This is a genomic window from Paenibacillus sp. FSL R5-192 (genome assembly GCF_000517845.1).
Taxonomy (GTDB): domain Bacteria; phylum Bacillota; class Bacilli; order Paenibacillales; family Paenibacillaceae; genus Paenibacillus; species Paenibacillus amylolyticus.
The window spans coordinates 319678-336912 of the sequence record NZ_ASPR01000012.1 but is presented as its reverse complement, the minus strand read 5'-3'; the positions used below and the strand labels follow the sequence as shown (position 1 = coordinate 336912).

Sequence of the window (17235 nt, the reverse complement as noted above, 5' to 3'; positions counted from 1 at the left end):
CTTTCCATACTGCTTCATATTTCAAAAGTTACAGCCAGAACAGTCCTTGAAGCACACTCAGCACGGTCAACAAAGCCGCCTCCAGCAGCTCATTCATGGCACCATACGTATCCCCGGTTAAACCGCCGAGCCGTTCACTGATCCGGGCAGCCACGAATCGGCCGATATAATAACACGCCACAGGCAGTATAATAACTGCCGCCACCGGGTATAGCCACCATGGCAGTGTTCCCAGACCACTCACCATCGCATCTGCAATCCCCATATCCGGCTTGAAAAGCCACACCGCGGCAAACGTAAGTGCCCCTGCGACCAAGGTCAGGCCCACAGCTGAACTTCGTGCACGCTGGACCTCCTTCCGCTCCCCGAGACCTTTAAACAATACAGCAAGTCCATCATCTTCGCGCGCATTCGGCCAGGCCGACATCGCATACACCATGAACCAGCGGCTCCAGATCATGGGCAGGATCAGCAACGCACCGTACACCCAGTGGCCCCGGGCAATAAAATCAGCGATCAGCGCAGCCTTCATCATCAGAAGCAACACGCAGGCGATCACGCCCATTGCCCCGACACGGCTGTCCTTCATAATCTCCAGCATCCGTTCACGGGTACGATAACTGAGCAAGCCATCCGCCGTATCCATCCATCCGTCAAGATGGAGCCCTCCGGTAAGCCATACCCATAACGTCAAGGTCAGGACGGCAGCCGGAAGGGCCGGAAGCACTGCACCGCTTAAGGCTCCCGCGAGCCAGACACACAGACCGATTGCAGCACCGACCAGCGGATAAAAGACAACACTTTCCCGCAGCAACGGCGGGACAAAATCGATTTGCATTTTGACAGGGAAACGGGACAAAAATTGAAAAGCGGCTGCCGCCGCATGTTTGCGCTGAGGAGCAGGCGTGCCATCCTTCATAAGCGGTACTCCTTGCTTTTTAGTTCAATCGCAATGCCTACGGTCACCAGAAACACTTCACCGCATATCGCCGCAATACGCTGATTCAGTACACCGGCCAAATCCCGATATTTCCTGCCAAGGGCATATTCCGGTACGATCCCATCTCCCACTTCATTTGTAACCAAAACAAGCAAACCGGGATAGGTTCGAATCGCTTCGACCAACGCGTCTAAATGTGCCTGTAACACCTGCTTCTCGTCATGCTCATGCGCTAACAAAACATTTGTCAGCCACAGCGTCAGGCAATCCACCAGAATGGTGGGTGCAGAAGTCCCTGTATGCCCTTCACCCATGCGGCTTATCAAAGCAGGTAGATGTATCGGCTCTTCCATCGTGTGCCACAGATACCCTGATGCCTCGCGCTGATGCTGATGCCTCGCGATACGCTCACGCATTTCATCATCGTACGCCTGAGCTGTCGCCACATACCACGCCTCCGAGGAACGCTGCATGCAGAGACGCTCGGCAAAGGAGCTTTTGCCACTGCGTGCGCCGCCTGTCACCAGTACACTCATCGTGAACTCTCTCCTTGCAGGGATGAATCAACCGACGCAGCGGAATCTGGAGCAGGGCTTGTTCCATCCGAGACACCCGCGCTTGCAAAGGTTGCCATCTCATTTAGAATGAGACAGGCTGCGTCAATCAGATGAAGACTGAGCACGCCGCCTGTGCCTTCACCCAGACGCATGTCCAGATCCAGCATCGCTTTCAGGTCCAGTTCACGCAGCAGCGCTCCATGTCCATTTTCGTGGGACGTATGAGAAGCGATCATATAGGCTGTGCTCAGAGGTGCAAGTTGTCTCGCCACCAGCGCTGCCGCGGTAGAGATGAACCCGTCTACAACGACAGGGCAACGATGAGCAGCTGCTGCGAGAATAACCCCTGTGAGTCCGGCAATCTCCAGTCCACCCACCTTGCACAGAACATCCAGTGCATCTTCCAGATTTGGTGCGTTTACGCTAAGCGCCCGGCTGACTACAGCAGCCTTGCGCTGCAAGCCTGCATCATCAATGCCGGTTCCTCGCCCCACGGCGGCAGCTGGTGCAACTCCGGTTAACGCGCTCATTACCGCAGCACTTGCAGTAGTGTTGCCAATTCCCATCTCCCCGGTGACAAACAGCTGTGTTCCCTTCGCCACCTCTGCCGCTACAACTTCGGCTCCTGCAAGGATAGCCCGAACTGCCTCATCCCGGGTCATCGCTGCCCCTCGGGCCATGTTGGCCGTGCCTTTGCGAATTTTACGGGAAAGCAGGTCCGGATGTTCAAGATCGGCATTCACACCGATATCCACACAGATCACACCAGCTCCGGCGTGACGGGCAAGCACATTCACTGCCGCACCTCCAGCGAGGAAATTCAGGACCATCTGCGGGGTCACTTCAGCAGGAAAAGCACTGATGCCCTCTTCCACTACACCGTGATCCGCGGCCATGACAATGACCGCCCTGTGATCAAAACGCGGACGTGCATTGCCAGTCATGCCTGCTAGGCGGATCACCAGCTCTTCCAATTTGCCCAGGCTTCCCGGTGGCTTCGTCAACGAATCCACATGCGCAGAGGTTTCTGCCGCCACTTCCTGGTCAGGAGCAGTAATCTTACTTGTTAAATGCTCCAACACCTGTTCATTATTCATACAACCAGCACTTCCTTCATCAAAATATGGGTTGCCCCGCTTCATTTAATCGATGTCCCGCCGCAGCAGCAGTTGAGGTATGGCATGGTCGGGATGAGAGACAATCGCGGGTTTGACGCGAAATATATCCTTGATATTCTCATCGTTGATCAACGTATGAGGTGTACCCTTTCCAACCGCCATGCCCTCACGCAGCGCCAGAATGTGATCGCAAAATAACGCGGCCAGATTCAGATCATGCAGCACAGCCACAATCGTAATGTTATTTCTCTGTCGCCATGCCGATAACAATTCCATGAATTGCAATTGATATTTAATATCCAGAAACGTGGTCGGCTCGTCCAGCAGCAGTAACCTCGGCTCCTGAGCCATAACTTTGGCTAGTGCGACCCGCTGCCGTTGCCCGCCGCTGAGTGCATCCAGCGGTCTGTCCGCCAGCTCTGTCAATCCAAGGTCTTCAAGCACCCTGTCCACTACAAGTGCCCCATCGCCCACTTCCCGCCCCAGCCAGTTCTGGTATGGATATCGCCCCATCTCCACCACGTCTCGCACGGGATAGGAGATGGCTGGTAAGCCATCCTGCTGCAATACAGCGATCATGCGCGATAGGTCCTTACGGCTGTAAGAGCCGATGTCTCGACCATCGATACGAATCTGACCTTCGTTTAACTGTTCCGTTCCGGCAATAAGCTGGATCAGGGTGGACTTGCCACTGCCGTTTGGTCCGACAACTCCCCACCAGTCACCTTCGCCAACATGCCAGTCTACATTGTGCAGTGCCTGATGATTGCCATATGACTTCCCTGCTCCCTTAATGGAGATAAGTGAAGTCGAGTTGGAACTGGTACTGGAATTCATGGCATCATCCCCTTCTGCAACTTTTTGTTCCGGTTCAGCAGGTAAGCAAAGAACGGCGCACCAACAAAGGCGGTGACAACACCGAGCGGAATTTCAGTTGGCGCCAGCAACGACCTTGCGATGGTATCTGCCCACACCATGAAGATCGCTCCACCAATGGCAGACAAAGGTACCAGCAGTCGGTAATCCGGTCCCACCAGCAGTCTTAACATATGCGGGATCACCAATCCAACGAATCCGATGACACCCGATACCGAGACAGCACCTGCGGTCAGCAGTGTGCCAACTGCCAGCACCGACAGCTTGAGCCTGTCCACTCCGATCCCGATATGTGCGGCTTGACGTTCTCCCAGTGCAAGTACATTCAACGAGCGTGCACGGCTCCAGAGAAAGACCAACCCTAACAAAAAATACGGGAAAAGGATGGCCGTATACGACCACCCACGCAGAGCCAGACTTCCCATCGTCCAGTATATAATTTCATTAATCGTCTGTTTCGACATGGTCGACAGGAAGGAAACAACTGCGCCCAGGAAACTTTGCATGACCACACCAGCCAGAATGAGGCTGTGTGTAGGTATTTTACGCCCTTCACGAGCCAGTGCCATAACAAACCACAACGTGATTACACCCGTCAAAAACGCCACCAGTGGCAACGTCCAGATTCCGATCAGTGCATACTGCAATCCGAAGAAAATCAGAAAGGCTGCACCCACCGAAGCACCGGATGATACGCCCAGGGTGAACGGGTCTGCCAGCGGGTTCCGAAGAACCCCCTGGAATCCCGTACCGGCAATCGCCAACGATGCGCCCACGAGCACGGCAAGCAGTACACGTGGGAATCTGACTTTCCAGATAATCTGTTCGGCTGCCTTATTCCAATCCGGTGTAATCCAATCGCCCACCCAGGGAATTTTGTGAATCAGGATGCCTGCAATATCCCGGATCGGCAACGCTACTGAACCAATGCCCGTGCAGATGAGCACGGTGAGCACCAGCAGCACCATGCCCGTCGTTCCGAACAGGATCAGCTTTTTACTCATTGGAACAAGTCAGGGTAGATCGCTTTGGCTACTTCTTTCAACCCTTGAGTTACACGTGGACCCGGACGACTCAGCAGGTTGGCATCCAGGCCAATAACCGCGTCATTTTTCACAGCGGTAATTTGATCCCAGCCGCTGCGCGCCTTGATGATCTGATCCAGTGTTTTGGAGTTTTCGTCAATTACATCGTTGGCATACAGGATCACATCCGGGTTGGAGGCAATCACGTTCTCTTCATTAATTTCATACCAGCCCTCTTTGTCCGAAGCAATATTGCTACCACCGGCTACAGTGATGAGTTCATCCATGAATTCGCCTTTACCCACAGTCCAGCCTGGGGAGAATTCAACGTATACTTTTTTCTTCTCTTCCGGTTTAACTGCCTTCACCGCTTCGGTTACATCCATCACGTCCTGTTTCATCTGGGTGATGATTTCTTGTGCTTTTTCCTGATGATCCGTGATTTTACCGAATGTTTCAATATTGTTCATCACATCATCGATGGATTTAGGGTCCGTTTTGAAAATGGTAATACCCAGTTCGCGCAGCTTCTTCACCGCATCTTCGCTCATCGAGATACCTGTGAACACGATGTCGGCTTCAGCGGCAATGATGGACTCTTCATTGGGCTTGGTGATACCGCCCATTTTAGCTTTGGTTGTTGCCGCTTCCGGATAATCGTCATAGTCGGATACACCAACGATCTGATCGTCCAATCCAAGGGCAAACAGGGATTCCGTCTCAGCTGGAGACACGGATACGATTTTGGCTGGTGCCTTTTCAAAGGTGAACGATTCACCCGTTGCATCCGTAACGGTAAGTGGATATTGTGTTTTGAGGTCCGTCTGCGCCTGGCCTTGGGACTGCTCCTGTGCCGGTTGCTGTGAAGTACCTGTGCCCTCGTTTGTTGTTGCATTGCCACATCCGGCCAAAGCCAGTGCGAGTGCCGCTGCACTTAGCAGGGACGCTACGTTTTTCCAATTCTTGAAATTCATTCTGTTATTCTCCCCTTCTCTATTTGTACTATTTTCTTGCATCGTGCTCAAACTCTTACTCCCCATGCCTTGGTGTTCCTGTGTAAGGTTTGAACTGCAATATTTACACGCTAACGGAGAGTGCAGAACCAATCTGAAGAAACGAAGTGTTCGCCTTTATCACCGGATTTTCCCTTTCAAAAAAGGGAATCAAAAAATCTGGGGATAACAGCGATCGGAAGATGGTACTGCAATCGGAGTGACCTCGTGTAAAATTGGTCTCGGTTCATCTTACATGAACAATAAAAAATCCCCAATCCATACGTCCAGGATCAGGGATGACGTCTCGCATATGGCGATCTGTACATGTTCAACCAAGGGTTGTCCATGCGCATAGAATAGCCCGAAACGCTGTCCTTTCCTCGAAGGAACACCGGTTTGTACGTCCAGGGCAGGTAACCTGACTTACAGGAATCATCCTGTTTTACAGTGGCGGGACCGTGCCGGATTTGCACCGGCTTCCCCATTTCACCCTTGTGTGTTCATGACTCATACTAATTTGCCATGAAAACAGCCTTCACACGCGGGACCCTTGGTCGCTGATATGGTAAACCATTGTCGTGTAATTTCTGCATGCTACATACTCGTTCAGGCTTCACACCTGCAGCGTATCTGTATCCATGCTGAAGTCACACTTCTGTTGTGATTATAGGGTATATTGTACATCCTTACAACCCGATCGGCGGAAAAGTCACTCTGCTGCCAAACCACTGATTCCCCTGTTGATCAAGCTGAACCTGAATCGCCTGTCCCGGGACAACATGTGTATCCCAGAACCCCAGCCCTGCAATCAGACGGGACAAGGCATACCGGATGACACCACCATGCGTAACCACAACCATGGTTGGCACTTGCCCCTCATCAACGTGCATCGAAGGACGATCCTCCAACAACATCTCTTGGAGGAAGGAATCCAACCGTCCGGTAAACTCCTGCCACGATTCCCCCCCGGGCGGAGTGACCTCCTGCGGCGCATCAATCCAGTTTCGGTATACAGGGTTATCCTTGAGCTGCTCATACGTCAGCCCTTCCCACTCTCCAAAATCATTCTCGCGCAGACGCGAGTCGAACTTCACCTGTCCGATGGCATCAGGAAGAATCTGTTCCAGCGTCTGCCGACAGCGAAGCAGATCACTGCAATAAACCTCGTTCCACAAAACACCGCTCAATTGTTCATGAAGCGGAGCCAATTCTTCTTTGGCATTTGGCAGCAGACCGATGTCGGTATGCCCTAGGTATCTTTTTTCCACATTCCACAACGTTGTCCCGTGACGGACCCACAGAATGTTTCGTTTCAGCGGCCCAGCCTGATTCGTATGTACTTCATTGCCTGCATTTATGACCATAACAGCGTCCCTCCTGCTAGCCACACCCCGAGCGTTATGAACACGCATAGTACCACAAAAGCCCCTGCCGACCAGAACATCAAACGTGACGTTTGCACAATATCCTCGGCTTCCATCGGCCGTGTGGCTTCACCCATGTAGGCACGAAACGAAGCAACTCCGTGATACACGTTATGTCCGCCAAGCCGGATGCCCAGTGCTCCAGCCACCGCAGATTCGGGAAAACCGCTATTCGGACTTGGATGTAGTCTTGCATCCCGTGCAACCATGCGTGCTGCTCCTTTGGCGTCCATCTTCATGACCCAGGCACCCACGATTAACAGAACCGCGGTCAGCCGGGCAGGTACCCAGTTTGCCACATCATCCAGACGGGCCGAGGCCCAGCCAAGATGTAGATACTTGTCATTTTTATATCCAACCATGGAATCCAGCGTGTTGACGGCGCGATAAGCCATAGCAAGCGGAGCGCCTCCAATGAGCGCATAGAATAACGGCGATACAATGGCATCCACGATATTTTCGGCAACCGTCTCTACCGTTCCCCGCACAACCTCGGGTTCATCCAGATGCGCCGTATCACGTCCAACAATCATGCCCAGTGAACGTCTGGCCGCCGGCCAATCCTGCTGCTTCAGATGACGATACACTTCCATACCTGCATCCTTCAGCCCTTTTGAAGCAATGGTTGTTGCAATGAGCACCACTTCAGCTGCCGCTGCAATGATAGGGTGGATCCGCCCAAGCATATATATGAGTCCCCAAGTGATGGCAAAAGAACCCCCCGCGATCACCATCGGGAACAACAGCCCGGCTCTCTTCAGCCCCGAATCTGTGCGCACACGTGAGCGAATGACTCGCTCCAACGCCGAGATGCCTTTACCCATGCCAATCACCGGATGGGGGATCCAGCGTGGATCTCCGATACATCGGTCCAACAGGTACGCCAGTATAATAATCCATGCTCCCGCCATGCCTGTCCAGAACGGCCAGGTCCATAGATGCTCCAGCTCAAAAGACATTTGTGCCTGACCCTCTCTTTCCATACAACCCGGCCCGAAGGCTTTCCGTCACCGTGTCGTATACCAATCTACCAATCGCTGCCCCTGCCGTAGTCGCTGTCCCGGCATAAGTGATCATCGGCTGAGGTTCCTCCACTGCCTGACGTACCGCCAACACAATGGCATCGGTTGTAGTACCGGTGGCGGGCAACCCGTTCTCCGAATCCAGAACATTCGCATCCGCCAGCGCGGCCGCTTTGGCTTCCACCGCCGTCTGTACTGCATTCACCATCGCCCCGCTGGTCATGCGTCCATTCAACCAGAGCATGATGTTAATTGTACCCGGGACATAGGATGGCATCGTTAGATTCCGTGCTGGAGGAGCAGAGCGCTCCCTGCTGGAAGACATCGTCTTATTTCCCGCCGTATCAAATACCGTTCTCTCCGACCCCGCTCGTGCGGCATTTGATACACCCGCAGTGGTGCAGCACAGAAGGCCAAATTCATCACTTGTATATTCCTGAATGGAGGTATGCTCCAGCCTTACGGCCGTCAATAATCCGGCACATTGATCGCGTGGCTCATGCCATTCATTCAGCGCTTGTTCGATATCACGCGGCGGATCATCACAGCGGTAATGCCTGTCCACATAGATGTTAAATATGCGATCCAGTTCAAGCATCCCGCCGCCATATACCGCACTCGACAGCGCTTGGGCAGACCTTGGGCTCTGAGCTTTGATATGTCGTTCATGTGCGGATATCTTCAGTCCCGGCCAGGAAGAGGAAGCATATTCATTCTCTTCTGTTTCTCCATTCGTAAAGTAGTTATAAAACGGGAGTGTCATTGCCGCTTCCCTCCCTGTTCCTCATCTTTCATCTGATCAACATTCGGATATCCCTTGGTTTCCAGCACGCTGCCCAGCACTTCGAGTAATGTAGCATTGGCATCTGCATCCTTGACCGCGAAACGTACATGCCCTTTGTCAAGCCCCGGATACATGGCACAGCTGCGAATCAGAATGCCCCTTCGGCCCAGCTCCTCTTGCATTGATGCCGCTGTCCAAGGGGCCGGCACACGTGCCAAAATAAAGTTCGCCTCTCCCGGTGTCACCGCACATCCGTACGCCTTCAGACCTTCGATGAGACGCCCCCGTTCCCGCGTGATCTGTGACATGGTCTCCTGTTCGTACCGTTCTCCACTGCGCAGACAGGCTTCCCCTGCCATGAGCGCCAGACCGTTGACACTCCAGGTCACCTGTTTCTTTGTCATCGCCTGAATGTATTCGGCACGGCCCAGAGCATATCCGAGACGCAAGCCCGGTATGGCATAAAACTTTGTCATCGAGCGAATGATGATCACATTAGGATAGTCATTCAGTTGTGCTGCCAGGGACTGACGCCGGTCTACCGGAATAAAATCCATAAAGGCCTCGTCAATGACAAGTACGGTTCCCGTTTCTTCCGCTTTGCGGGCAAGCCTTTGTAATACCTCAAGTGGATATTGTACACCGTTTGGATTGTTGGGCTGGCCGAGGAAGAGCAGGTCTACCTTTTCCATGAGCGGCTCGATGTCCTCGGGTTCCGCTCGCCACGCCAGTTCTTCTCTTCCCTCCGTATGCACAACCTCGGCACCGAATTGTCGTGCCAACGACCGGTACTCCGAAAATCCCGGTTCCACCGTACCCACCTTGCGCGGGGCAAGCCCCAGCAGAATGAGCGCCATGCTTTCGGCTGCGCCGTTGCCCACGGAAATCAGCTCCTGCATCACACCAAGACGCTCGCTCAGCAGTGCTTTGAATCCGCGATGCGCCGGATCGGGATACCGAATCACCGACTGCAATCCTTGCTGTATAGCCTCCAGCACCCCTCTGGGTGGACCGAGTGGATTAATGTTGGCACTGAAATCCAGAAAATCAGCGGCTTCCCTCCCAAATCGTGACGCAGCCGTCTCCACGTCCCCGCCATGTCCGAACACTTCGATATAACCGGTCATTCTTCCGTCATCCTTTCTGTATGTCCTTTTTATTATGGATGGCACGGGAGGTGTGGGTCAATCCTGTTTTCTTTGTGTCCCAACCATAATTCGTTTACAATAGAAGAGGAATTTCGGTTCCTTTTGATATACAAGGTTCACTACATAAGGGACTAGCAATCCCTCACATACATTAATGGAGGAATGACCATGCTGTTTGTAGACAACCAGGGCATTACAGATCCTTCTGTAAACCTTGCGATTGAGGAGTACATTCTGAAACATCTGCCGATGGAGGATGACAGCTATCTGCTGTTCTACATCAACCGTCCGTCGATCATCATCGGAAAACATCAAAATACGATTGAAGAAATTAATATCGAGTACGTTCAGGATAACGGTGTGCAGGTGGTTCGTCGTCTTTCGGGAGGCGGAGCGGTATATCACGATCTGGGCAACCTGAATTTCAGTTTTATTACAGCGGATGACGGTCAATCCTTCCATAACTTCCGCAAGTTTACCCAGCCAGTGGTTGAAGCTTTGCACGAGCTTGGTGTAAATGCCGAGTTGACCGGGCGTAATGATCTGCAAGTGGGCGAAAAGAAAATTTCGGGCAATGCCCAGTTCTCCACACGTGGGCGTATGTTCAGTCATGGCACATTGATGTTTGATCTGAATCTGGAGCATGTTCAGGCTTCCCTGAACGTCAATCCCGAAAAATTCAAATCTAAGAGCACCAAATCCGTGCGCAGCCGGGTCGCCAACATACGGGATCTGATTGACACCAACCTGACGATTGAGCAGTTCCGCGATGAGCTGTTACGTCACATTTTCAGAATGGAGCCACAAGACGTCCCGCAATACAAGCTGACTGACAAGGACTGGGACAAAATTAAGGAAATTTCCGCTGAGCGTTATAATAATTGGGACTGGAACTATGGCTTGTCTCCGGAAAGTAATGTGAAGCACACTCGCAAATTCCCTGTTGGCATCATCGATCTGCGCATGAACATCAAGGATGGACGCATCGAAGATATCAAAATCTTTGGCGACTTCTTCGGTGTAGGCGATGTGGCGGATATCGAAAATATGCTACGCGGCAAGAGGTATGAGGAAACCGAGGTGCGTACTGCACTTGAGGGCCTGGATGTAAAACATTACTTCGGCAACCTTGAGCTGGAAGACTTTATTGGCCTTGTTTTCCTGGAAGAGTAGGTATATAAGTTCAACCCAAGAATGTTTACACCTGCCACTCCGATGACAGAATAACCTTCCGATCGCTGTTATCCCCAGATTTTTTTGATTCCCTTCTTCAAAGGGAAAATCCGGGGATAGCTTATGCTTCCGATGTAGCTTTCTTTCAGAAAGCTTTCAGGCGAACGCTCCGCTTCTTCAGGTTTTTTCTGTCCTCTCCGTTATCGTGTAAAACGTTTAGTTGAACTGATATAGATTAAGTCGGGTATAGATACAAATAGATACAGATAAAAAAGGAGAGAAACACAGATGAGCTACAAATTGATTGCAATCGATATTGATGACACACTGATCAACGACAACAAAGAAGTAACCCCTGCTACACAGACAGCACTGGAACAAGCAGTTGCCCATGGTGTAACTGTAACGCTGGCGACTGGACGTGCTTATGCTTCCGCACAAGCGCTGGCTCGTCAAACCGGACTTAACGTTCCGATTATCACGTATCAAGGCGCATTGGTGAAAAACCTGCTGGACGAAAAAGTACTTTATGAGCGCTACGTTCCACAGGAAGCTTCCCGCAAATTGTATGATTACTGCCTGGAGAACAATCTCCACCTTCAAACATACATTGACGACAAGTTGTATGCCCGTGAGGAAAACGACAAGCTGCGTGATTATGCCAAATTAAACGGCACCCAATATTATATCGAATCTGATTTCATCAAAGTCATCGAACAAAAAACACCAAAGTTGCTTATTATCGATGAGCCAGACTACTTGGATAAGGTTGCCGTTGACTTGCGTGAATTGCTCGGACCTCAAGTCCATATCACAAAGTCCAAACCTTACTTCCTGGAGATCATGCACAACGAAGGAACTAAAGGCCACGCCCTGACCTTCCTGGCTGACCATTTCGGTCACCAGCTCAGCGAGTGTATTGCCATCGGCGACTCCTGGAACGACCATGAGATGCTCGAAGTTGCTGGTCTTGGTGTAGCGATGGGAAATGCCATCCCTGCCCTGAAAGAGCTGGCGGATTACATTACGGCAAGTAATAACGAAGACGGCGTGAAAGAAGTTATCGAGAAGTTTGTGCTGAACGCAGAGTAAATAAGATCAACGAACAGCCCAGTCGGCGAATTTCGCCGTACAGGGCTGTTTTTTTGATTTTAAAAATATGTTCATTATCCTATTTAGCGATTATATTAGGTATATTTCTCTGTTATTTTTTATGTTTTGAGAGCAACAATGCGCTGACTTTCACACACCACGATTTATTGTTTTACTTGCTCATGGCATGCTGGAAAGACTCCAGCAGTTTCTTGATTTGCCCATCAAATTCCAGTTGAAATGACGGAATGATCTCATCTATTCTTTGCTGAAACAGCTCCGGATCTTGGACACCAAGCTCTGCTCTTAACTCCATTTCTTCTTTGGAACCATTGTCGTTCAGGATCATGTTCAGGATTTCACCTTTAAAGTATTCACTTGGAGGAAGGATTAGAGCATTCATCAGGAACTGGGTAAAAAAGAGATGTTTATTATTTTCCTGACTCGCCTTTTTCATCGCCTGCTTAGTAAACAAGTTTATATACTTCTGAGCAAAAGTAACTCCTTTCATTCGGGAAGGCCCAACATGTTCGACCCCTTTCCAACGCAGATCGGCCACAGAACTAAGCCACCAGGCCGGTTCAATGGCCTGCTGCATACGGAGCAACACTTGGCGCTCAAACTGTGGCTCAGGATGCATTCGCTGCTCATCCAAGCATTTCCCTATGGTCTCGGCTTCAATTGCAGCAACCGTCATGCCTTGGCCATGGATCGGATCGAAGCTGCAAAATGCATCGCCAAGGACGAGTAATCCGGAGGGCCAATTCTCCATCAGTTCAAAATGTTGACGGACAGACTCGGAAATACGGTATCCCCGAGGCCCTTGAAAAGGCTCCAGCTGGTCTGCCAATGCTACGATTTCATCCGAAGCAAACAGATGTTTGATTTGCTCTTGAAACTCATCCGGATGGGTTGGAGGATATTCATCTCCTCCTGCGTTGAACAGTAATAGTCCAGCGATATCATTTTCAATGCGCCACAACATGCCTGCACGAATTCCTTGCACAGGATCGGACTCTGTTATCACCGTGCCCCAGTCATTTTGGATAGAGGATGGTATCTTATAATAGCGGGTGCTGTAACCAAGCGACACCTTCAGCACTTCCGGCTCAGGCACGGACAACCCGATCTTATCAAGCCATCTGATCAATTTGGAAGAACGCCCCGCGGCATCAATAACCATATCTGCTGCAAGCATTGCTTCCCGGTTATCCCGACCTCTTTCTTTGGTATACACGCCTGTAATCAAACGCTGATCTTCTGATACCATTAACCCAGTAACTTCCGTGCTCGTTAAGAAGCTTATATGATCTATGTTCTGGACTCGCTGACGCAATACCCATTCCAGCAGGGCTCTGCTGCTCGATGCAATTTTGAATGAGGAATCAGCATTCGCCTTATTGACTAATGTACCGTAGCGATTGGCAATCATAAACTTCTCTTCATGTGAAGGAATGGCACCAAGCGCGACCAATTCGTCATTGTATCCGGGAAAGTAATGTTCCAGAATGAGTCCGCCGCGCGGTAATACACGATGTGGATGAAAGGATTGAGGCACACCCTGCCGATTCGCCGGCTCAGAAGGCAATTCATCTCGCTCAATGATACATACCTCATCATAATGATCAGATAACATCCTTGCAGTGATTAACCCTGCAATACCTGCCCCAATTACCACAGCTTTTTTCATATCGGGCATCGCCACTTCATCCTCTCTAATCCATCATATTTTATCTACACTTGTAGCTCTATCAAGAAATTACTTATAATACCAATATACACTTGGAATCTAGTATCAAGTAAGAATCAATATCAGGATACTATATAGCTAAACTACAATAAGGAAATGATGTAGATGAAAATGGTTGGTAAAAAGGTGGATTTAAGAGTTACCCGAACTCATAAATTGTTAACAATGGCGCTTCTCGATCTGTTATGTGAGAAAGGTCAGCTATTCAGCAACATCACAATTAATGAATTATGTGACAAAGCTATGGTTCACCGAACAACGTTTTACAAACATTTCAAGGATAAATTTGCTCTGCTGTCCACCACCCTAACTTGGGTCCTTCGGGATTATTTACACATGAATGTAGAAGATCGGCTACAGCAGCCTTTGCAAAGCGTATCTAAAATTCTGTTCGGAAATGTACTGGAGACAATTGTGCAGAACCAGCAGAAAGATGAGGGGTTTAACAACTTTTTCATACATTATATCGGAGAGATATTCAGACGAGATTTTCTGGAATTGAAGAGAAGAGGTAAACAATTTTCACTTCCCATAGAACTGGTAGCCGAGTTTCACTCGGGGGTGATTCGTTTACTTGTGACGTGGTGGATACAACATTTTGAAGAAAATGTTACGGCAGAACAGATGGATGAATATTACTACCTACTGGTTAACGAGAACATCATGTTGGAATAACAAACAGCTCAACCTAAAATCAAGGGCTGATTTTGAGATTGAGCTGCATACTTTCAAACTTTACCTATTTTAAAACAGATTCGGAAGCCTGCACTGTCATCCTCGCACGCTTTCCTTTCTTCAACCAGCCGCTCACCTTCTCATTCATCGCCAGCAGACCTGAAACGACCAGCACCACTCCGATCCATGTCACCCAGCTGACATGCTCACCGTAGACAACAGCACCAAGCCCTACGGCAATGGGTGGTGAAATGTATAACCATGTTGCTGGGAACAACGGGTTGGTACGCGACATAATCCAATAGAACAGACTATGCCCCACCATGGAGCCGATGACAGTCAAATAGATCACCGACGAGACGGCAGGCACCCAGTCCAGAGCAGACATATTCCACGATTCCGTTCCGACCGAGAGCAGGGATAACAGCAGTCCCCCATACATCATCTGCACCGCATTAATCGCTACAGGACTAGCCTCCTTGAACTGATGAATGACCTTTTTGGAGTACAATGCACCTGCTGAATAACAGACCTCCCCCACTAGTACCGCGATACAACCCCACATGAACAGGGAACCTGCACCAAGCGATACACCTGGCAACACAACCAGTACCACACCGGTGAACCCGATCAGGCAGCCCACAATCATACGGGCAGATGTTTTTTGCCGTAACAGCGCCGTCTGCATCAACATAATCATCAGCGGCCCTGTCGCTGACAGAATGGCACCCACACCCGAGCTCACATGCTGTTCAGCCCAATATAATGTGGCAAATGTGCCGAAGGTCAGCCCCGCTCCCGTTAACAACATCTCCTTGCGGAACAGGAGCGACCAGCTCACTTTGCCCTTCATCCTCATCCATGCAAACATCAGCGCTCCCGCGATTAAAAATCGCAATCCGGCTGACAGAAAAGGCGGCATGCCTGCCTCTACTCCAATTTTAATAGCCAGAAATGTTGTACCGAAAATAAGACACATAACCGTAAATGCAATCCCCACCATGATAACCACTCCTTTATCTGTTCTCCATCATATCTCATGGTCTACAGAACAGAATGAACAAAACAGAACAGTTTTCTCCCATTAGCTGTTACAATAGAGTTCAAAAGGAGTGTGAGCCGGGTGGGCAGAACCATGATGATGACAGATAACAGCCTGAAATTATATGAGCAAGTAATCCATTATCTCGTTGTACGTATAGAAGCGGGAGAGTGGGCCGAACATGAAAAACTGCCATCTGTACGAAGCCTGTCCGAGCTACTCGGCGTACATCGTCTGACCGTATTCAAAGCCTATCAGGAGTTAAAGGAACGTGGGAGTGTTTATGTGAAGGACAAGTCTGGCTATTATGTCAGCCCAGCGACTCCATTCTCAGTAACGGATCAGGCGGATGATCCCGCCGTGTCTGCCTGGCTGCATTGGGATTCACTAGCACGGGTACAGTCCCTTGAAGCAGAATACCAGTTTTCCAAATCGTTAATCGATCCCTCTTTGCTGCCCAACCGTTATTGGGGTGAACTAATGCGTGATCTGCTGGATCAATATCCCCGTTTGCTCGGAACGTATTCCACGATTCAGGGAGATCTGGAATTGCGAAGTGCGCTGGCAAGCCATCTAACGAAAAAAGAACGCTTCTACCTCTCCGCAGACGAAGTACTCATTACTTCGGGGGCGCAGCAAGCGATTGATGTCATCTCGCGGACGCTGGTCAAACCCGGGGATCGGGTGTTAATGGAAAGGCCTACGTATGGACCGGCAATGGAGATTTTCCGCAAACAAGGTGCTCGTCTGATCTTTACGGATATTCACTCGGACGGGTATGATCTGGAGCAGATCGAACATCTGATGAAGAGTGAGAAGCCGCGCCTCTTTTATATGACACCGACCTTTCAGAATCCAACCGGCCTTAATGTTCCAGTAGAACAGCGTAAGCAGTTACCTGAACTTGCAGAACAGTATGGTTGTTTTCTGCTCGAAGACGACAGTACCTATGATATCTATTTTAAGGAGAAACCTCCTGCACCCATTTTCACTTACGATACTACTGGACACACTCTGTACATCCGCAGTTACAGCAAGTATGTTGCACCCGGGCTACGGATTGCAGCCATCATATGCCGTCAGCGTTTCATGCCAGGACTACAGGCTGTAAAATCACTGACAGATAACGGATCGCCCCTTCTGAACCAGAAGCTTTTTCTCCGTTATTTTCAGTCAGAACGCATGCATCAGCATCTATCCAAGCTACGGACCGCTATCCAGCTACGGATGGAAGTGATGGAACAATCTCTGCTGGAAACGGACTGGACGTGGACCCGGCCGGAGGGCGGACTCAACTTTTGGGTAGAGCTTCCTGAGGGTGTGGATACAGGGAGACTGCTCCACCGATGCATGGAACAATCCGTTGCCTTTGTACCCGGAACGGTATTTGATTCTTCGGATCATTCAGCCAGTCGCAAGCTGCGCCTGTCCTTCTCTTATGCACATGAGCAGCAGATTCGAGAAGGCATGAGCAGGCTCATTACGCTTGCGAAAGAAATGTAAGGTTTGGATTCCTTAGAACTGACGTCACTCCGAAGAATGTCAAGTGCAATTGTCCTCTCACCCTGCTATATCAAAAAAAGTCGCCTTGTGGCGACTTTACTTTTGGGGTTC

At 50.3% G+C, this 17235-nt stretch carries 16 protein-coding genes and 1 riboswitch; of the genes, 4 read left to right on the top strand and 12 right to left on the bottom strand.

All coding sequences use genetic code 11. The annotated features are described in order from the left end of the window. Positions 1 to 28: 28 nt before the first annotated feature. The 10 genes from cobS to cobD form a co-directional block, all read right to left on the bottom strand. Positions 29 to 919 carry an adenosylcobinamide-GDP ribazoletransferase gene (cobS, locus tag C161_RS07510; RefSeq protein WP_036669131.1) on the bottom strand — a complete coding sequence of 297 codons (891 nt, stop codon included), beginning with the start codon at positions 917 to 919 and terminating at the stop codon, positions 29 to 31. Continuing rightward, on the bottom strand, positions 916 to 1476 hold the full coding sequence (gene cobU / locus C161_RS07505; RefSeq protein ID WP_036669130.1) for a bifunctional adenosylcobinamide kinase/adenosylcobinamide-phosphate guanylyltransferase: 561 nt from the start codon (positions 1474 to 1476) through the stop codon (positions 916 to 918). Before cobU ends, cobS begins: the two co-directional genes overlap by 4 nt. Continuing rightward, on the bottom strand, positions 1473 to 2594 hold the full coding sequence (gene cobT / locus C161_RS07500) for a nicotinate-nucleotide--dimethylbenzimidazole phosphoribosyltransferase (RefSeq protein ID WP_051449629.1): 1122 nt from the start codon (positions 2592 to 2594) through the stop codon (positions 1473 to 1475). The genes cobU and cobT overlap by 4 nt, the downstream gene beginning before the upstream one ends. Positions 2595 to 2639: 45 nt before the next feature. Then, a complete protein-coding gene (locus C161_RS07495; protein WP_036669128.1) occupies positions 2640 to 3452 on the bottom strand; it encodes an ABC transporter ATP-binding protein in 813 nt (270 codons plus the stop codon). After that, positions 3449 to 4495, bottom strand: coding sequence for a FecCD family ABC transporter permease (locus C161_RS07490; protein WP_036610733.1), 1047 nt, complete (start codon positions 4493 to 4495; stop codon positions 3449 to 3451). The genes C161_RS07495 and C161_RS07490 overlap by 4 nt, the downstream gene beginning before the upstream one ends. After that, positions 4492 to 5490, bottom strand: a complete 999-nt coding sequence (locus C161_RS07485) for an ABC transporter substrate-binding protein (protein WP_036669126.1) — start codon at positions 5488 to 5490, stop codon at positions 4492 to 4494. The genes C161_RS07490 and C161_RS07485 overlap by 4 nt, the downstream gene beginning before the upstream one ends. A gap of 412 nt (positions 5491 to 5902) precedes the next feature. Continuing rightward, a riboswitch (cobalamin riboswitch) is annotated at positions 5903 to 6051 on the bottom strand. 146 nt (positions 6052 to 6197) lie between these two features. Beyond that, the gene (locus tag C161_RS07480) at positions 6198 to 6875 is read right to left on the bottom strand and encodes a histidine phosphatase family protein (RefSeq protein WP_051449628.1); all 678 of its coding nucleotides are present in this window, start codon (positions 6873 to 6875) and stop codon (positions 6198 to 6200) included. After that, positions 6866 to 7846 carry an adenosylcobinamide-phosphate synthase CbiB gene (gene cbiB / locus C161_RS07475; protein WP_036669250.1) on the bottom strand — a complete coding sequence of 327 codons (981 nt, stop codon included), beginning with the start codon at positions 7844 to 7846 and terminating at the stop codon, positions 6866 to 6868. The genes C161_RS07480 and cbiB overlap by 10 nt, the downstream gene beginning before the upstream one ends. Before the next feature lie 37 nt (positions 7847 to 7883). Continuing rightward, positions 7884 to 8720 carry an adenosylcobinamide amidohydrolase gene (locus C161_RS07470; RefSeq protein WP_036669123.1) on the bottom strand — a complete coding sequence of 279 codons (837 nt, stop codon included), beginning with the start codon at positions 8718 to 8720 and terminating at the stop codon, positions 7884 to 7886. After that, on the bottom strand, positions 8717 to 9868 hold the full coding sequence (gene cobD / locus C161_RS07465) for a threonine-phosphate decarboxylase CobD (protein ID WP_051449627.1): 1152 nt from the start codon (positions 9866 to 9868) through the stop codon (positions 8717 to 8719). Before cobD ends, C161_RS07470 begins: the two co-directional genes overlap by 4 nt. Positions 9869 to 10057: 189 nt before the next feature. Between cobD and C161_RS07460 the strand changes: the two genes are divergently transcribed. Both C161_RS07460 and C161_RS07455 read left to right on the top strand, forming a co-directional pair. Next, positions 10058 to 11062: a lipoate--protein ligase gene (locus C161_RS07460; protein ID WP_036610740.1), complete on the top strand. Its 1005-nt coding sequence runs from the start codon at positions 10058 to 10060 to the stop codon at positions 11060 to 11062. Between the two features lie 288 nt (positions 11063 to 11350). Continuing rightward, the gene (locus tag C161_RS07455; protein WP_036610742.1) at positions 11351 to 12154 is read left to right on the top strand and encodes a Cof-type HAD-IIB family hydrolase; all 804 of its coding nucleotides are present in this window, start codon (positions 11351 to 11353) and stop codon (positions 12152 to 12154) included. Positions 12155 to 12326: 172 nt separating this feature from the next. Here the strand turns inward: C161_RS07455 and C161_RS07450 are convergent, their stop codons facing one another. Next, positions 12327 to 13853, bottom strand: coding sequence for an NAD(P)/FAD-dependent oxidoreductase (locus C161_RS07450; RefSeq protein ID WP_036669121.1), 1527 nt, complete (start codon positions 13851 to 13853; stop codon positions 12327 to 12329). A gap of 156 nt (positions 13854 to 14009) precedes the next feature. Here C161_RS07450 and C161_RS07445 point away from each other — a divergent pair, with 156 nt between their 5' ends. Further along, the gene (locus C161_RS07445) at positions 14010 to 14579 is read left to right on the top strand and encodes a TetR/AcrR family transcriptional regulator (protein ID WP_036669119.1); all 570 of its coding nucleotides are present in this window, start codon (positions 14010 to 14012) and stop codon (positions 14577 to 14579) included. A 64-nt stretch (positions 14580 to 14643) separates the two neighbouring features. On the opposite strand, the gene C161_RS07440 is transcribed toward C161_RS07445, so the two are convergent. Then, positions 14644 to 15582 (bottom strand): DMT family transporter, encoded by a 939-nt coding sequence (locus C161_RS07440; protein ID WP_036669117.1) that lies wholly within the window; start codon positions 15580 to 15582, stop codon positions 14644 to 14646. Positions 15583 to 15702: 120 nt separating this feature from the next. On the opposite strand from C161_RS07440, the gene C161_RS07435 reads away from it, so the two are divergent. Beyond that, complete coding sequence (locus C161_RS07435) at positions 15703 to 17124, top strand: aminotransferase-like domain-containing protein (protein WP_235193757.1); 1422 nt, start codon at positions 15703 to 15705, stop codon at positions 17122 to 17124. Positions 17125 to 17235: the final 111 nt, after the last annotated feature.